The organism is Aerococcus sp. BD502, assembly GCF_057919555.1.
In genome coordinates this window covers 913,316-928,213 of record NZ_CP147972.1, presented here as the reverse complement: position 1 = coordinate 928,213, position 14,898 = coordinate 913,316, and the positions used below count along the sequence as shown (strand labels likewise).

Below are 14,898 nucleotides of genomic sequence, written 5' to 3'. Positions count from 1 at the left end.
TTACCCAATTAAACCTGAGGTAGATTTTTTTCACACTCAAGCGGGTCGTTCATTTCATTTCTGAGCGTTTTATACATTATTCTCTCAGAACGGTTTGTTTTTTACGAAAGAGATAATAATTTTGAATGCGCCAAGGATGAGTGAGGGGTGGAATATAAGGTTTTCGCTGTTTCCTTTCAGGAACTTGATCCAGCTCCTTGGAGTAGCGTTCATGTGGTGGGATAGCCTCTAATCGATATAATTGATTCGCATGATTAGCGAATAATTCTTGTTGGTAAGTTTCAATAATTTGAACTCGAGTGCGATGGGGAAGATAGGCCTGTTGGCCGTTTTGATCAAGTAAGCGATACGTTTTATTTTTGTATTTAATGGCGTGACCGTGATCGATGACTCGCTCATTAAAAATAGCTAGAATATAATCGAGATTTTGACTAGAATCTAGATCTACGCACGCGTTTATGCTATCCTTAATCTCATCTTTGACAGTTAGAAAGTAGAAAAAGCAGCCAAAACATTGAAAAATCAGTGTTTTGGCTGCTTTCCTTTTTGCTTAGTTTTTCGTACAACGCTTATGTTTTTTTACCTGTTTTAAAATATTTTTTAGTCGTTTGGATTCAATAATTTCTGTGTCTAATCGGAAAGAAAATTCTTCATGAAGCAAATCTGTCAAATCAGTTCGAGTAAAGGTAGGGATATACCCCTCATGCTGCATTCTTATTCCATTCATCTCACGAAGGGTTTGAAGAATTTCTTCTCGTGTAAAGTGGCCACCTAAGCGGTAATCAAGTAATTTAAAAACCAATAAAGCCGTGAAGCAGGTCAGAAAATGAGCTTCAATGCGATTTTCGCGTTGTAGAAAGACTGGTCGAGCTTTGAAATTAGTTTTCATTGCACGAAAGCAATCTTCAATTTGCCAACGGCAATGATTAATTTGCACGATGGCTTGTACATCATCTTCTAAGTCAGTACAAACCCCATAGAAGCCATCATATATTTCTTCTGATTCAATCTGTTCAAAATTCAACGTATAGTTGACATCCTGGCTAATTTCACCATTAGGGGTAAAGTGAGTTTCTGTAATGAAACGACTAGGATCCGAGAAATTTTTCTTTTTAATCTTACTAAGCTGTTCGAGTTTCTTTGTTGCTCTTTCAACTTGTCGATGACGAATTTGTCGCTGATAATGTTGATATTTAAAAGAGAAAGTAACAATTAAATGTTGTTCAAGACCATTTTCGTTAATCCAGCGATCTTTATAGAAGACATGGTTATAATATTCTTCTGGATCTAGCTCATTAAGATCATAAGTGACATCGTTATCCTTTAATTGCCAGCCTATAGGTGAAAGAGCCCATTTTTTAAGGTGTTTTTTTAATTTCTTGATGGATTGAGTGGTGATAAAAGCTTTATTCGATCGGCTGTTAAATTTTCGATTTGCCGTAGAAGAAAGACCGGCATCGGTACAGACTACTAATTGCGATAATTTAAAATCATTGAGGATTCTTTTTTCGAGAGGTTTTAACGTAGTTTGTTCATTTTGATTCCCTGGAGTTAATGAGAAGCCTAGCGGGAATCCATATTGATCAACGAAGAGTCCCATTTGGACAATAGGATTCGGACGATGTTCTTTCGAGTATCCATACTGTTTTAAGCCTTCGGCCTCCTCAATTTCAAAATAATAATTGGTGCAGTCATAATAGAAAATCGAACTAGCTGGAGAAATAAAATTTTTTCGATTCTCATACAGAGATTTCTGAATAGATTCCGAATGCTTAGCTAAAAGATCGAGTGCCCGATACTCATCATAAAGATGATATTTGGGCGATTCTATATATTTTTTTGCCTGTTTGTAAGTATGACGTTGTGAACCTGGGAATAGAATTCGAGAATAGATCATATGCGAAAAAAGTTGCGTTAAATCAAAGGTCGCTTTACTCGATTTTTGAATTTTTTGGCAGATTTGGTCTAACTTGAGATCATAAAAAATATCTTCTAGGAAAAGATAACCTAGGTGATAACTTTGTTGCTTCCCTTTGGGAAGTTGTTTACTTTTATCTAACTTAACAATAATTTTAGCGTTCTTCTTTTTTTCTTGTTGAGCTAATTCTTTCGCATACTGTTTTGCCCAAGCGTAGGGCTCAACACCAGGGTGTTTCTCTAAAATTTCTTCTTCATTACCCAATGCTTCGACCACTTTGGTGGTCCGCTTGCCGTTCTCATTGTAAACATCTTTGATAATTGAATAGGAGGTTGAATTTTTGGATCTTGCTATTTTGACTCGCACCCTAGACACCTCATTTCTTGTTTCTATTATATTATTGTACGATATTGTACGCAATATAAAAATATAAAAATTGACAAAAGAAATAAAGCCATTATAGGATTTTTAGCGCTTTTTATAGTTAGTAACTGTCAAAGACCCGTATGGAAGAATCAACAGAAACTACACTTCAGCTAACAAACGCATACAAATACCTAAGAAATCAATGGCAAGGAATAAAAAATAAAATAAAAAATCCAGAAATAAAAATAAGTGCAGAAGGCCAAGTAAGTCATATACTATCCAGTAGACTAAGCTCACGCCCCTTAGGATGGAGCGAAGAAGGCATGGACAAAATGTCAAGAATGCGAGTATATCAAGACAACGGAGGCGACTTAGAAAAATACTACCTGAAAAAAAGAAAAGAAAAACATAAAGAAACAAGAATAATAAAACTAGACGAAAAAGTATCAAAACCAAAGAAATCATCATATAATAATAATTATGGTGGAACAAACATAGAAATATTAAACAAAAGTTCAGGTAAATGGTTGAAACAGTGGTTAAACACAGACTTTTTAAAAAGTCTATAAATTAAAGGGATTCCTTCACCAACAAAAACTTGACACTATCAGGGATCAAATCTTCCTTGACAAATATAATAAAAACAAATATTATAATATGTAGTATTAATTAAAGGAGTTTTATCATATGAGGCATAGTATTTTTAAATAACTATTAATAAAATAGAACAAGTACATTTTCCATACTAGTTAATATTTGTATGGCTTGTTAATTGTACTTTTATTTAAAAATATTCTCATAATAATAAATTTATATTTTTATGTATTATAAGGCATTGACCAGATTAAAGATATAGCACGATTATGCTATATCGAATTGTATATGTCATATTTACTTTAAGCAGTTATATAAAAAATAAATTCCCCTGTGAAGAGAGTATTTTATCACAGGGGATTTTTATATAATTGTGGAGGTATAAAATGAAAATTATTAATATAGGAATATTAGCACATGTTGATGCAGGTAAAACAACTGTTACAGAAGGTTTATTATATAAAAGTGGGGCGATTAATAAAATTGGAAGAGTTGATAATGCTACAACGACAACGGATTCGATGGAACTTGAAAGAGATAGGGGAATAACTATACGGGCGTCTACAGTTTCATTTAATTACAATGATACAAAGGTAAATATCATAGATACACCTGGGCACATGGATTTCATAGCCGAAGTTGAGCGAACTCTGAAAGTGTTAGATGGAGCTATTTTAGTAATTTCAGCAAAAGAAGGAATTCAAGTCCAAACTAAAGTGATTTTTAATACTTTAGTGAAATTAAATATACCAACACTTATATTTGTGAATAAAATAGATCGAAAGGGAGTATGTTTGGATGAGATATACACTCAAATACAGGAGAAATTAACTTCTAATCTTGCAATAATGCAATCAGTTAAAATAAAAGATAAAGGTGATTTTGAATTGACAAATGTAAGGGATGATAAAGTAATTCAAAGTCAAATAATAGAGAAGTTACTGGATATAAATGATTATCTAGCAGAAAAATATATAAATGGCGATGTCATTGCAGAAAAAGAATATAATGATGTATTTTTGGATGAGATTAATAACTGCAATCTTTATCCTGTATTTCATGGTTCGGCTTTAAAAAATATTGGAATTGACGAGCTATTATTTGCCATTACTAAATATCTTCCTACCAAGAGCTATAATACTGAAGACCTTTTATCAGCGTATGTTTATAAGATTGATAGGGATGAAAAATCTAGAAAGATGACTTTCTTAAGAGTATTCAGTGGGAATATAAGGACACGTCAAGATGTTTATATAAATGGCACAGAAGAAACTTTCAAGATAAAAAGTCTGGAATCAATTATGAATGGTGAAATTGTGAAGGTAGATCAGGTTAATAGTGGGGATATTGCTATTATTTCTAATGCTAATTCTCTGAAGATAGGTGATTATATTGGTAAGAAATATGACGGGATTTTAGATATAAAGATAGCCCAACCGGCATTGAGAGCATCAATTAAACCTTGTGATTTAAGCAAAAGAAGCAAACTGATAGAAGCACTATTTGAATTAACTGAAGAAGACCCATTTCTCGATTGTGAAATTAACGGAGATACTGGAGAAATCATATTGAAGCTATTTGGAAATATTCAAATGGAAGTAATAGAATCACTACTTAAAAGCCGATACAAAATAGATGCTAGATTTGGTGAATTGAAAACAATATATAAAGAACGACCTAAGAGAAACTCTAAAGCAGTAATCCATATAGAGGTTCCACCAAATCCTTATTGGGCATCTATTGGACTGTCAATAGAACCACTACCAATAGGGTCAGGATTATTATATAAGACAGAGGTGTCCTATGGATATTTAAATAATTCATTTCAAAATGCAGTAAAAGATGCTGTAGAGAAGGCTTGTAAAGAAGGGCTTTATGGATGGGAAGTTACAGACTTAAAGGTAACTTTTGACTACGGATTATACTATAGCCCGGTAAGTACCCCCTCTGACTTTAGGAATTTAACACCATATGTATTTTGGGAAGCTCTTCGAAAAGCAGGAACTGAAATATTAGAACCTTATTTAAAATATACAGTTCAAGTTCCAAATGATTTCTGCGGAAGGGTTATGAGTGATCTTAGAAAGATGAGGGCTTCTATTGAAGATATAATAGCCAAGGGAGAGGAGACAACTTTAAGTGGAAAGATACCTGTTGATACATCGAAGTCATATCAAGCAGAATTGCTTTCCTACTCAAATGGGAAAGGTATTTTTATTACTGAGCCTTATGGTTATGATATATATAATGGTGAGTCTATAACTAATGATATTAGAAATAATGATAATGATAGTAGCAAAGAAGGACTGAGATATTTATTTCAGAAACAAAGTGAAATTTGAAAGGAGCTTAAGTGCAATTATCAGTTAAATATGGATAAAACCTATATCTATAAAGGTTTTCACCATATGTACAAAAAAATGAACCATGGGATAAACATCAATACGTAAAACAAGAAATGGTGGTAGTATATAACTATGGATACTAAATAAGGTTTTATATATATGCTATAGCAGAGGATGCTTTAAGATCTTAGGAAGAGCTTATTATGTTTTTAGATGATTGGCTTAAACCAAATCGTGTAAACTACTCATTAAATCATTTAACAAAAATATTTAAAGAGGAGCTAGTTAATAATTAATATTATAACAATACATGAAATCTTTTAATAAATCTTAGTGGTTCAGATATAAAAGTCTGGGCCGTTTTTTTTATTTCCCTAGAAAGGAGGTTACCTGCATGGTAAATGACGAAGTCAATAATAAGGCTATAAATATTGAGATTAAGGTTGCAGAGTATTCAGCAAAAGCAATCTTTAAGGCAATTAAAAAGATTATGGAAGATGCAGCTGAAAAAAGCCAACCACTTGCTGACTATCTTAGTGAGAAAAGGAAGACTAATTCAAGGAGACTTAAGGATATGGTTAAAAAAGGTCAGCTTGAAAATATTGAACTACAAAAAGGTGAAGTCAAGGAACTTAAAAAACAACTTAACCGATATGGAGTAAGGTTTTCTGTAATGAAGAATAAGGAGGCAGGACTATACTCTGTATTCTTCCAGGCAAAAGATACTAAGGCTATGGATCTAGCCTTTAAAAAAGCTATAGAAAGATATGAAAAGAAAGAAAATAAGAGAAATTCAACAAGGGATATTTTAAATAAGTTTAAGGTGAAAGTGCAAAAATTACATATAGAGCTTTATTCTAAAAAGTAAACAGAAATGATATAATCAGTTACGTAAGGAGGTTTCAAGTATGTGCACTAGTATCGCAGTAGTAGATATTACTTTATCTCATTCATAATGAAAAAAATGGCAAGGAGAAGGTTATAATGAACCAGAAAAACCCAAAGGACACTCAAAATTTTATTACATCTAAAAATCATGTCAAAAATATACTAAAAAATACGAACATTACAGGACAGGACAAAATCATTGAGATTGGAGCAGGTAAAGGTCATTTCACTAGAGAATTGGACTTAATCAGTCAATCTGTTTTAGCGATTGAAATTGATGAAAAGTTAGCAAGGATTTCTCAACAAAAGATTGAAACATCAAATAATTCTAAAGTATTGACGATGGATTTCTTGCAGTTCGATTTTCCGAAAAACACTGACTATAAAATATTTGGAAATATACCATACAATATCAGTACAGATATTGTATGGAAGATTGCTTTTGAAAGTAATGCAAAATATAGTTATTTAATCGTTGAAAAAGGGTTCGCCAAGCGACTGAAAAATTTACAACGTGCTTTAGGATTATTACTGGCTGTTGAATTGGATATTAAGATCATTAAAAATCTACCACGAAGCTACTTTCATCCTAAGCCAAAGGTCGATTCTGTGTTAATTGTTTTGAAACGTCATCACCCTTTAATTGCTAAAAAAGATTATCCGCTCTATAAAAAATTTGTGTATAAATGGGTAAATAAAGAATACAAATCTTTATTTACGAATAATCAATTCAGAAGAGCAAAGCAATATGCTAAGCTTACAAATTTGACTGATTATTCCATTGAACAATTTATCTCAATTTTTAATAGTTACAAATTGTTTCAGTAAATTAAAGTAATAAAGCGTTCTCTAATTTCACAAGAGAACGCTTTATTCTTCCTAAAAATTTTCAATATTTATTAATAAATCGGTTGTTTTAAAAGTAGGCATCCGTTATTGCAATAAGATCAGCCTAATTAAGAGAAGTTTTAGATGTCTTTTTTTATTGAGATGAGGTGAAGTGAATGGATTTTGATTATTTCTATGGGAGAGACGCTGAAAGCTTTAGGTTTATCCGCTTACCTATAGTTCTTATTGAAGATGAAACGTTTAAAAGCCTATCAATAGATGCTAAGGTGCTTTATTCCATGTATCTGTCAAGGAGTACCTTATCTTATAAGAATAACTGGGTAGATGAAACTTGGAAGGGCAATCATCGATATTTATCTGATTACAGGAATCAAATGACTCATAGAAATTCACCTAATGTAACAGGAGTTTTAGGTCAAGAATTTAATATGAAAACTCCACCAATATATCTTATTAAAAGGACCAGTGAAGATTACTCATATATTATTAATAAGCTAGCTAGCTTAACCGAAAAAATTGAATCTGAACTTATAGCATAATATAAAGATTCAATTATATAATACAATTTAATTTTTAAATCAAAAATCATTAAAATATTTATCATACCCTTGACACGAGAGGGCTCTTCGGGACTATTTCAATAAAAACAAAAAAATGCACTGCAACTATCAAAAATTACGATAGTTTCAGCGTTTTTTATACCTTTTTACTATTAGAGTCGATTTAATTTCAACTCCGGTAGTATAATGAAGTAAATAAAAAGTTACCACCGTATATTTATTATATTAATAAAATGTTGGAGGTAAACGATAGAAAGGGGTTCGTATCATATGGATAGACAAGAAATTGATTTATCTACATTAATTTCTTATTCCTCATCGTCACAGTTAGGCAATTCATGGCAAACTTGGAATTAGTTTCTGATATTTTTGGTGGAGCTACTATTAACTAGGTAATGGTGGCTCCATTGTATTAATTTATGGAGAAATGTTATGGAGCAAAAATATAAGCTTAATGATGGAATATATATATTTAGATCCTGTGATAAACATACGTTAATAATTCGTAATTACAATCTAGGTATATGCTCAAAGGTTAAATATCAGAATAAATTATATAAACTACTTCTCCAGCTAACGACTCCAAAGTCAATTGATGAATTAAATAAAGTAGTTTCCAATATATCTAAATCAAAAATCATTAATATTATCACTGTACTTAGGGAAATAATTCGTTGTTATTCTTTTGATCGTATTCTGAAGGGAGACGGCCATGAGGCAAGTGTTTAAGCAAAATCGCTCGAAGTTACTCCTATTTTTCCTAGTAACGAGTCTTCTGGCAGCTGGGATGATTGCTGACGCCTTCTTATTGCAGGTTATTACCAATGTTGCGACGAAAAAAAGTACTTTTCCTTTGCTTCTTTTGGTAGCTGTCACAAGCATTTTTTTACTGCTACAGACGGGCCTTTATTTTTACCAGCAAAGTTTTCAGGGAAAGTTGATAAAGGAGTTAGCTAATCAATATCGTAATCGTCTTTTTTCCCAGTTCGAAAAGCTATCCGCCCAACGTGTCCTGTCACGCCATTCGGGAGAGTATTTGTCTGAACTGACGACACAGATTGAAACTTTAGAGAACAGCTATTTTTACCCCCTGCTCTGGGGTAGTTATCTGATTTTTCAGTGCTTGTTTGCGACTTTAGCGGCCTTATGGCTTAATCCAATCCTTACACTGTTGGTCTTGGTGCTAAGTTTGCCTAACTTGCTTCTCCCGTATTTTTTCCAAAATAAATTAGCCCAAAAACGTCGGCAAGTCGTCAAGGAAACGGGCCAACTCTATCGCAGTCTGGAAGATCTCTTGAAAGGCCTAGAAGCTTGGTTAAGTTTACGCAAAGAACATTTTATCTTGGGCTTTTTCTACCAGAAAACAGAAGAATTACTCGCAAAAAATCGTCAGTTGATTGATACTGAGGAGGGGGTTGCAGCCCTCACAAAAATATTCTCAGACTTTCTCTATTATGGCTCTTGGTTGTGTGGGGCATTTTTCATTCTGAGAGGACAAATGACCTTGGCCCAAATGATTGCTTTTGCGCAATTAATCAGCAACATTTCCTTTCCAATTCATCAATTTTCAGATTTGCTGACAACTTTCATTGGAGGCCAAGAAGTGAAAACGCATTTGGCGGAGGTTTTTTCTTTGGGAGAAGCTTCCCAAAGCGCTGCAGACGGCGAAGAGAGGCTGCAAGCTATTTGCTTACAGCAATTTAAAGCGATTGCCACTTCCGAGCAAGAGCCACTCGATTATTGCTTTCAAATGAATAAGAAATATTTGCTATTGGCGCAGAGTGGCCAAGGCAAAACGAGTTTACTCCGTGCATTGTTGAAGTTAAACCCTTCTTATTCTGGACGCATTGTTATGAACGGTAAGGAGCTGGATGAATGGCAGGAAAAAGAACTTTTTACGCGGCTAGGCTATCTTCCTCAGGAGATTTTTATTTTTAATGCGAGTTTGCGGGAGAATTTGCGCCTTTTTGATTCGGCAACTAGCGATGAGCAGTTAATGACGGTTCTCAAGCAGGTGAACTTGCCTGATTGGGCAACCGTTGAAGGGCTCGACACCCTACTCGGTTCAGGAGGGAAGAAGTTGTCTGGTGGAGAGAGTAAGCGTCTGGGTTTGGCGCGTCTGCTCTTAAAGAATTATGACTTCTTACTTCTGGATGAGTTATCGGCAGGTTTGGATGCAGGACATTTGGCGAGCTTAGAGGAGCAGCTCTTCCACTTAGACATCGGCTTTATCTATGTCACTCATCAAGTGCATCCGGAGCTTATTAACCAAGCTGATGCGGTAGTGAATTTATAGGAATGGCAGAGGAAAAGCGAGTAGGAGCTTGGACTGTCTGGCCTAAAATGCTGATAGCTCCCTTTTCTCAAGAAAAATCCGCCTAGACCTTGCCCTTTTGCTGTTTGTTGTGATAAAATGACCATGTGTTGTGGTCAAGAAAGATACAACAGACCGAAAAATCACAAGGGAGGTGCCCCATATGAAAAGAACCTATCAACCAAAAAAACGTTACCGTCAAAAAACACACGGCTTCCGTAAACGGATGAGTACCAAAAATGGTCGCCGCGTCTTGGCTAAACGCCGTCGTAAAGGAAGAAAAGTTCTCTCCGCGTAAGACCACGTTATTCTTGTGGTCTTTTTTTTCTAGGAGGGCGAACAAGGAGGCATCGTGAAGAAGGCTTATCGTGTGAAGAAGGAAAAAGAATTTAGTCGGGTCTACCATGAAGGGGACAGCGTGGCCAATCGGCAATTTGTGGTCTACCACCTGCCTAATGACCAGTCGCATTTTCGCTTGGGCCTGTCGGTGGGGAAGAAGATCGGCAATGCCGTAACAAGAAACTATGTTAAGCGCCGCATTCGCCGCAGCTTCCAAGAGCTTGCGGAGCAATTACCCCAAGACCGTGATATCATCGTCATTGCTAGAAAGCCGAGTGCCCAGATGACCATGGCTCAAATTAAAAAAAGCCTCATTCACGTTTTGCGCCTTGCTCATTTATTGAACACTTAGCCAGAGGAGATTATCGTGCGCTTATTTTCACTTAAAAAAACCAGCAAAAAAATCTTACTCCCTCTATTACTTACAGTCTTTCTCGCCGGCTGCCGGGTTAATAACACCCCCATCACCAGTGAGGCGACTGGCTTTTGGGATAAGTACATTATTTATAATCTCTCCCAGTTAATCACCTGGTTTGCCAAGCATTTGGGGAATAATTTTGGGCTCGGTATTATTGTCGTGACCTTAATTATTCGGCTCATTCTCTTGCCCCTCTACCAATACCAATTGAAGTCGAGTGAGAAAATGCAGGCCATTCAGCCCGAAATGCAGGCCTTGCGGGAGAAGTATTCTTCCAAAGACCCAGAAACCCAGGCAAAACTGGAAGAAGAACTTCAAGCTTTAAATAAAAAACATGATTACAATCCTCTATCCGGCTGCTTGCCCATGCTCGTGCAATTGCCACTCTTGATGGCTTTCTACGAGGCGATTCGCCGGACCGAGGCCATTCGGAATGCTCATTTCCTCTGGCTAACGCTAGGGAAACCCGATCCTTATTTTATTCTGCCTATTCTAGCGGCCGTGTTCACTTGGTACAATACCCGTTTGATGACCATGGCCAATCAGGAGAAAAATTCGCAGATGGCCATGATGCAGTGGCTGATGCCCATTTTAATTCTCTTCATGGGGGCAAACTTACCAAGTGCTTTGGCCCTTTACTGGGTGGTTGGGAATGGTTTTATGATTTTACAAACCTTACTCCTCAACAACCCTTACCAAAAACGGGCCGAGCGTGAAGCCAAGGAGAAAAAACGCCGCTATCTGGAACGTCAACTCGAAAAAGCTCGTCGTAACCCGCGCAAATTCCGTTAAGTCAAAGGAGTTAAGCATGAAGGAATTCACTGGAAAAACGATTGATGACGCCATTGAGGCCGGTCTGAAGGCTCTCAATTTAGCGCGTCGTGATGTGATGATTGAAGTATTGGATGAACCGCGCAAAGGCTTTTTAGGCTTTGGACAAAGGGAAGCCCGCGTTGGCCTCACCCCTAAGGAAACCTTGCAGGCAGAGGAAGCAGAGGCTCAAGCCACACCAGCCGTTGACAGCGAGCCGGAGAGAGGCTTGGAAGCTGAAGATATCCCGGAAGCAGAACTGGTTTCGGCCGACCAGGAAACCGAGGAGGCCTGGCAGGAACTTTCCGCCGTTGATGAGGAGATGGTGGAACCGGCTGCCCCTGCTTGGGAAGACCAGGCCAAGGAAGCAATCGAACCTGCCAAAGTAGCGCCTACCTCGATGGACGAGGATCCACAAACTTTTGCGGTGACCACCAAAGCTGATGACACCGAAGACGAGGAAGAGACGGCGGAAGTACAAACTGAGGATGGGGCTGACGAAGAGGTCGCCGAGCCCTTTGACGTGGACTTTCCCGCCCGCTATGTGATTGATGTCTGCCGGGCTTATGGGGTTGGTGAAGTGACTGTCGAGGTGGAAGATCTCGGCAAGCATGTGATTTACCATATCGAAACAAACAAGCCAGGCTTGGTGATTGGGAAGCACGGAAAAATTTTAAACGCCTTAGAAAATCTCGTGCGTGTCCTGACCCACCGCCATGTGCGCAATCGCGTGCAAGTCACCCTCAATGTGGGCGACTACCGCGAACGCCGCTTGGCCACCCTGCAAAAATTAGCGGAAAGAAAGGCCCAAGAAGCCTTGGACCGTGGGGGGAGTGTGCAATTGACTCCTCTCCCTGCCCGCGAGCGCAAGATTGTCCACCAAGTCCTAGCGCAATATGATCATATCGAAACCTACTCCAAAGGTCGCGAACCGCGCCGTTATTTGGTGATTCAAGCCCGTGACTAGTGAGAGTAAAGCCTGTCTTGAATTTGGGACAGGCTTTTTTGTTGTGGGAGGGGTGCTTTTTAGTGGGTTGGTGGGTCGCTTTGTGTAGTTGAATTCATTATCAATCCGTGCGCTTGCGTTACTTTTGCGAATGAACCTGGCTAAAGCCAGAGCCACCCTGTAGTCCAGGTCGACCAGGCAGGCTGGACTTCCACTTCACTAAAGGAAAAACCTGGTCATCGACCAGAACTTCCCTTTAGTTGAACTCACCACCAGTCTCTGCACTTGCGTTACTTTTGCGAATGAACCTGGCTAAAGCCAGAACCACTCGCAAAAGTCAACTCAGTGGAGACTTTGGTGGCTTCGTATCCTGGAGTTGAACTCACCACCTGCCCCGTCGCTTGCGTTACTTTTGCGAATGAACCTGGTTAACGCCAGAACCTTCTGTAGTCCAGCTCGCGCCTACTGAGGGCTTGCGTTACGACACAGGAGAGAACCTGCCCAAGAGGCAGAACCCCCCTGTGTGCGTCAACTCAGCACCTCAGTTGGTCGGCGCTCACTTCCTGTCCTTTTTATGTACTTTCTTTGTTGGGTGCCTTATAATGAAAAGGCATGCTGATGCTAGAGAGGTCGTGAGGCAAGTGAAGTTGATTCTTAAAACGATTCCGGGGCAGGTGTCGCGTTTTGCAGTGATTACGCTGGCATTGTCCATATTTATGGTGTCGGAGGCTTTATTTTTAGAGTGGATTATGGACGTGGCCGCTCAGCAAGTAAAGACGCCGTTTCCCCTGTTGGTGTTTGCGGTGATTGCCTTCATTATTGTGCAGACGTTCATTTACTTTGCCCAGCAGGTGGCGACGGACCGGCTGACGAAGCGTTCGCTAAAAATTTACCGGGAGGCTTTCTTCGAGAAAATTGAACGGGGTGATGTGCGTTCTTTGATGAAGAAGGAGCGGGGCGAGTATTTGGCGATGCTGACGAGCCAGTTGACGACCTTGGAGAACGATTATTTCTGGACGATGTACTATAGTTTTTTCCTGCTTTGCCAGCTTTTGGTGGCCTGTGTGCTGGCCTTTTGGAAGAATCCGCTGCTAGCTTTTTTTGTGATTATTTTGGCCTTGCCGAATGTGATTGTGCCAAACCTCTTCCATAAAGTGATCAAAGGCCGGCGCCAGCACGTGATCCGAGCGACGCAAACGCTGGTGAATAAAACGGAGGATCTCTTGACCGGCTTGGTCACATGGAAGACAGCGAATAAGGCCAAGGCGGCCCGCACGTATTACAATACAGCGAGTGAGCAATTATTTACGGAAGAGAAGTCGGAAATTCATGCCCGGATGGTGGTGCAGGCGATTAGCCAGTATTTTGCTAATTTCCTTTACTACGGGACGTGGCTTTTGGGGGTTTATTTTGTGTTGAATAAGGATTTTAGTCTGGGAGCTTTGGTGGCTTTCACGGCTTTATCCGCAAATATTTCTGAACCTTTGAGCAGTTCGGCAGAAATGATTACCTATTATATAGCCGGTAAAGAAGTGGCAGATGAGATGATGCGCTTGATTGAGGAACCGGAGGAGCAAGTAGAAAGTCGTCAGGAGCCGATTGAGCAGATTGAAATTAAAAATTTGAGTGTGACGATTGACGGACGGGCGATTCTCTGGCCGACGTCTGCGACCTTTACGGCGGGTAAGAAATACCTGCTGATGGGGGATAGTGGTTCGGGGAAGAGTACTTTAATTCGCACGCTGTTGCGGGAGCGTGACGAATACAATGGCACAATCACTGTGAATGGCTATCCGCTCAGTGACTGGTCGCCCCAGGAATTGTACGAACAGATTGGCTATTTGAGTCAGGACGTGCATATTTTCAAAGCCAGCCTGCTGGATAATTTGACTTTATTTGAGAGCCAGGAGAATTTAGAGGATATCCATGCTGTCTTGCGTTATGTGGGACTAGAAAAGTGGGCGAATGAGGAGTCTTTGAACATGCAGATTGGGTCGGGAGAAGGAGCCCAGCGCGTGTCGGGAGGTGAAGCTAAGCGCATTGGCCTAGCCCGCCTGCTCTTGCAGGGCAAGCAAATCCTCTTCCTCGATGAATTTTCGGCTGGCCTAGATCATCTTCTTCTGCAGAAAATTGAGGAGCAATTACTAGAATCACCTTGCCTGATTATCTATATTACTCATGTCTACGATGAACATTTAATGGATGGAATTGATGGCGTGGTGCGTTTAGGCGATAGTTTGTAGGTAAAGCGCTCATAGGGGCGGGGCGCTTTTTTTATTTAGCAACTAAGCGTTGCTAGACGAGGGATTTTTATGGGTGTAAAATTAAGAAAAATTTTGAGGAGAAATGCTATGTTAGAGAAAAATATCTTGTCAGCGGTGCGATAGGTCTGCTTTTGTTTTTTCAACTCCAAGTGCTCAGTACTGTCTACGGCGTATTAGTCCAAACCGGTGTGATGAATGGCTTCGTTGATACTCATTACTTTCTTAAGGGGTCGCTCAGTTTGATTCCCTCAGTTTTTATGTTGTATTTTGCCTGGGGCTGGGTCAGG

Annotated in this window: 11 protein-coding genes and 1 pseudogene; 11 read left to right on the top strand and 1 reads right to left on the bottom strand. The window is 38.8% G+C overall.

Annotated elements, in window-relative coordinates; all coding sequences use genetic code 11:
- Positions 1 to 550: 550 nt before the first annotated feature.
- On the bottom strand, positions 551 to 2,284 hold the full coding sequence (locus tag WF803_RS04315) for an IS1634 family transposase (RefSeq protein WP_489610327.1): 1,734 nt from the start codon (positions 2,282 to 2,284) through the stop codon (positions 551 to 553).
- 140 nt (positions 2,285 to 2,424) lie between these two features.
- Here WF803_RS04315 and WF803_RS04310 point away from each other — a divergent pair, with 140 nt between their 5' ends.
- The 11 genes and pseudogenes from WF803_RS04310 (at position 2,425) to WF803_RS04260 (ending at position 14,590) form a co-directional block, all read left to right on the top strand.
- Positions 2,425 to 2,853 (top strand): UPF0236 family transposase-like protein, encoded by a 429-nt coding sequence (locus WF803_RS04310; RefSeq protein WP_489610326.1) that lies wholly within the window; start codon positions 2,425 to 2,427, stop codon positions 2,851 to 2,853.
- A 411-nt stretch (positions 2,854 to 3,264) separates the two neighbouring features.
- The gene (gene tet(T) / locus WF803_RS04305) at positions 3,265 to 5,220 is read left to right on the top strand and encodes a tetracycline resistance ribosomal protection protein Tet(T) (protein ID WP_176269832.1); all 1,956 of its coding nucleotides are present in this window, start codon (positions 3,265 to 3,267) and stop codon (positions 5,218 to 5,220) included.
- A 397-nt stretch (positions 5,221 to 5,617) separates the two neighbouring features.
- A complete protein-coding gene (locus tag WF803_RS04300) occupies positions 5,618 to 6,091 on the top strand; it encodes a PcfB family protein (protein ID WP_243344606.1) in 474 nt (157 codons plus the stop codon).
- 116 nt (positions 6,092 to 6,207) lie between these two features.
- Positions 6,208 to 6,939 (top strand): 23S ribosomal RNA methyltransferase Erm, encoded by a 732-nt coding sequence (gene erm, locus WF803_RS04295; protein ID WP_166083556.1) that lies wholly within the window; start codon positions 6,208 to 6,210, stop codon positions 6,937 to 6,939.
- Positions 6,940 to 7,115: 176 nt separating this feature from the next.
- Positions 7,116 to 7,298 (top strand): annotated as a pseudogene (locus WF803_RS04290) (replication initiator protein A); the annotation flags it as partial.
- A 934-nt stretch (positions 7,299 to 8,232) separates the two neighbouring features.
- The gene (locus WF803_RS04285; protein ID WP_489611876.1) at positions 8,233 to 9,816 is read left to right on the top strand and encodes an ATP-binding cassette domain-containing protein; all 1,584 of its coding nucleotides are present in this window, start codon (positions 8,233 to 8,235) and stop codon (positions 9,814 to 9,816) included.
- A 181-nt stretch (positions 9,817 to 9,997) separates the two neighbouring features.
- A complete protein-coding gene (rpmH, locus tag WF803_RS04280) occupies positions 9,998 to 10,132 on the top strand; it encodes a 50S ribosomal protein L34 (RefSeq protein ID WP_489611875.1) in 135 nt (44 codons plus the stop codon).
- A 54-nt stretch (positions 10,133 to 10,186) separates the two neighbouring features.
- Positions 10,187 to 10,525, top strand: a complete 339-nt coding sequence (gene rnpA, locus WF803_RS04275) for a ribonuclease P protein component (RefSeq protein ID WP_489611874.1) — start codon at positions 10,187 to 10,189, stop codon at positions 10,523 to 10,525.
- 15 nt (positions 10,526 to 10,540) lie between these two features.
- The gene (gene yidC, locus WF803_RS04270) at positions 10,541 to 11,383 is read left to right on the top strand and encodes a membrane protein insertase YidC (protein ID WP_489611873.1); all 843 of its coding nucleotides are present in this window, start codon (positions 10,541 to 10,543) and stop codon (positions 11,381 to 11,383) included.
- A 16-nt stretch (positions 11,384 to 11,399) separates the two neighbouring features.
- Positions 11,400 to 12,368 carry an RNA-binding cell elongation regulator Jag/EloR gene (jag, locus tag WF803_RS04265; protein WP_489611872.1) on the top strand — a complete coding sequence of 323 codons (969 nt, stop codon included), beginning with the start codon at positions 11,400 to 11,402 and terminating at the stop codon, positions 12,366 to 12,368.
- Between the two features lie 581 nt (positions 12,369 to 12,949).
- A complete protein-coding gene (locus WF803_RS04260) occupies positions 12,950 to 14,590 on the top strand; it encodes an ATP-binding cassette domain-containing protein (RefSeq protein ID WP_489611871.1) in 1,641 nt (546 codons plus the stop codon).
- Positions 14,591 to 14,898 lie beyond the last annotated feature (308 nt).

Bases quoted from the DNA above. Each gene is read 5' to 3' on its own strand.
- WF803_RS04310 (WP_489610326.1), top strand. From the start codon at position 2,425: ATGGAAGAATCAACAGAAACTACACTTCAGCTAACAAACGCATACAAA.
- WF803_RS04300 (WP_243344606.1), top strand. From the start codon at position 5,618: ATGGTAAATGACGAAGTCAATAATAAGGCTATAAATATTGAGATTAAG.
- erm (WP_166083556.1), top strand. From the start codon at position 6,208: ATGAACCAGAAAAACCCAAAGGACACTCAAAATTTTATTACATCTAAA.
- WF803_RS04285 (WP_489611876.1), top strand. From the start codon at position 8,233: ATGAGGCAAGTGTTTAAGCAAAATCGCTCGAAGTTACTCCTATTTTTC.
- rpmH (WP_489611875.1), top strand. From the start codon at position 9,998: ATGAAAAGAACCTATCAACCAAAAAAACGTTACCGTCAAAAAACACAC.
- jag (WP_489611872.1), top strand. From the start codon at position 11,400: ATGAAGGAATTCACTGGAAAAACGATTGATGACGCCATTGAGGCCGGT.
- WF803_RS04260 (WP_489611871.1), top strand. From the start codon at position 12,950: ATGAAAAGGCATGCTGATGCTAGAGAGGTCGTGAGGCAAGTGAAGTTG.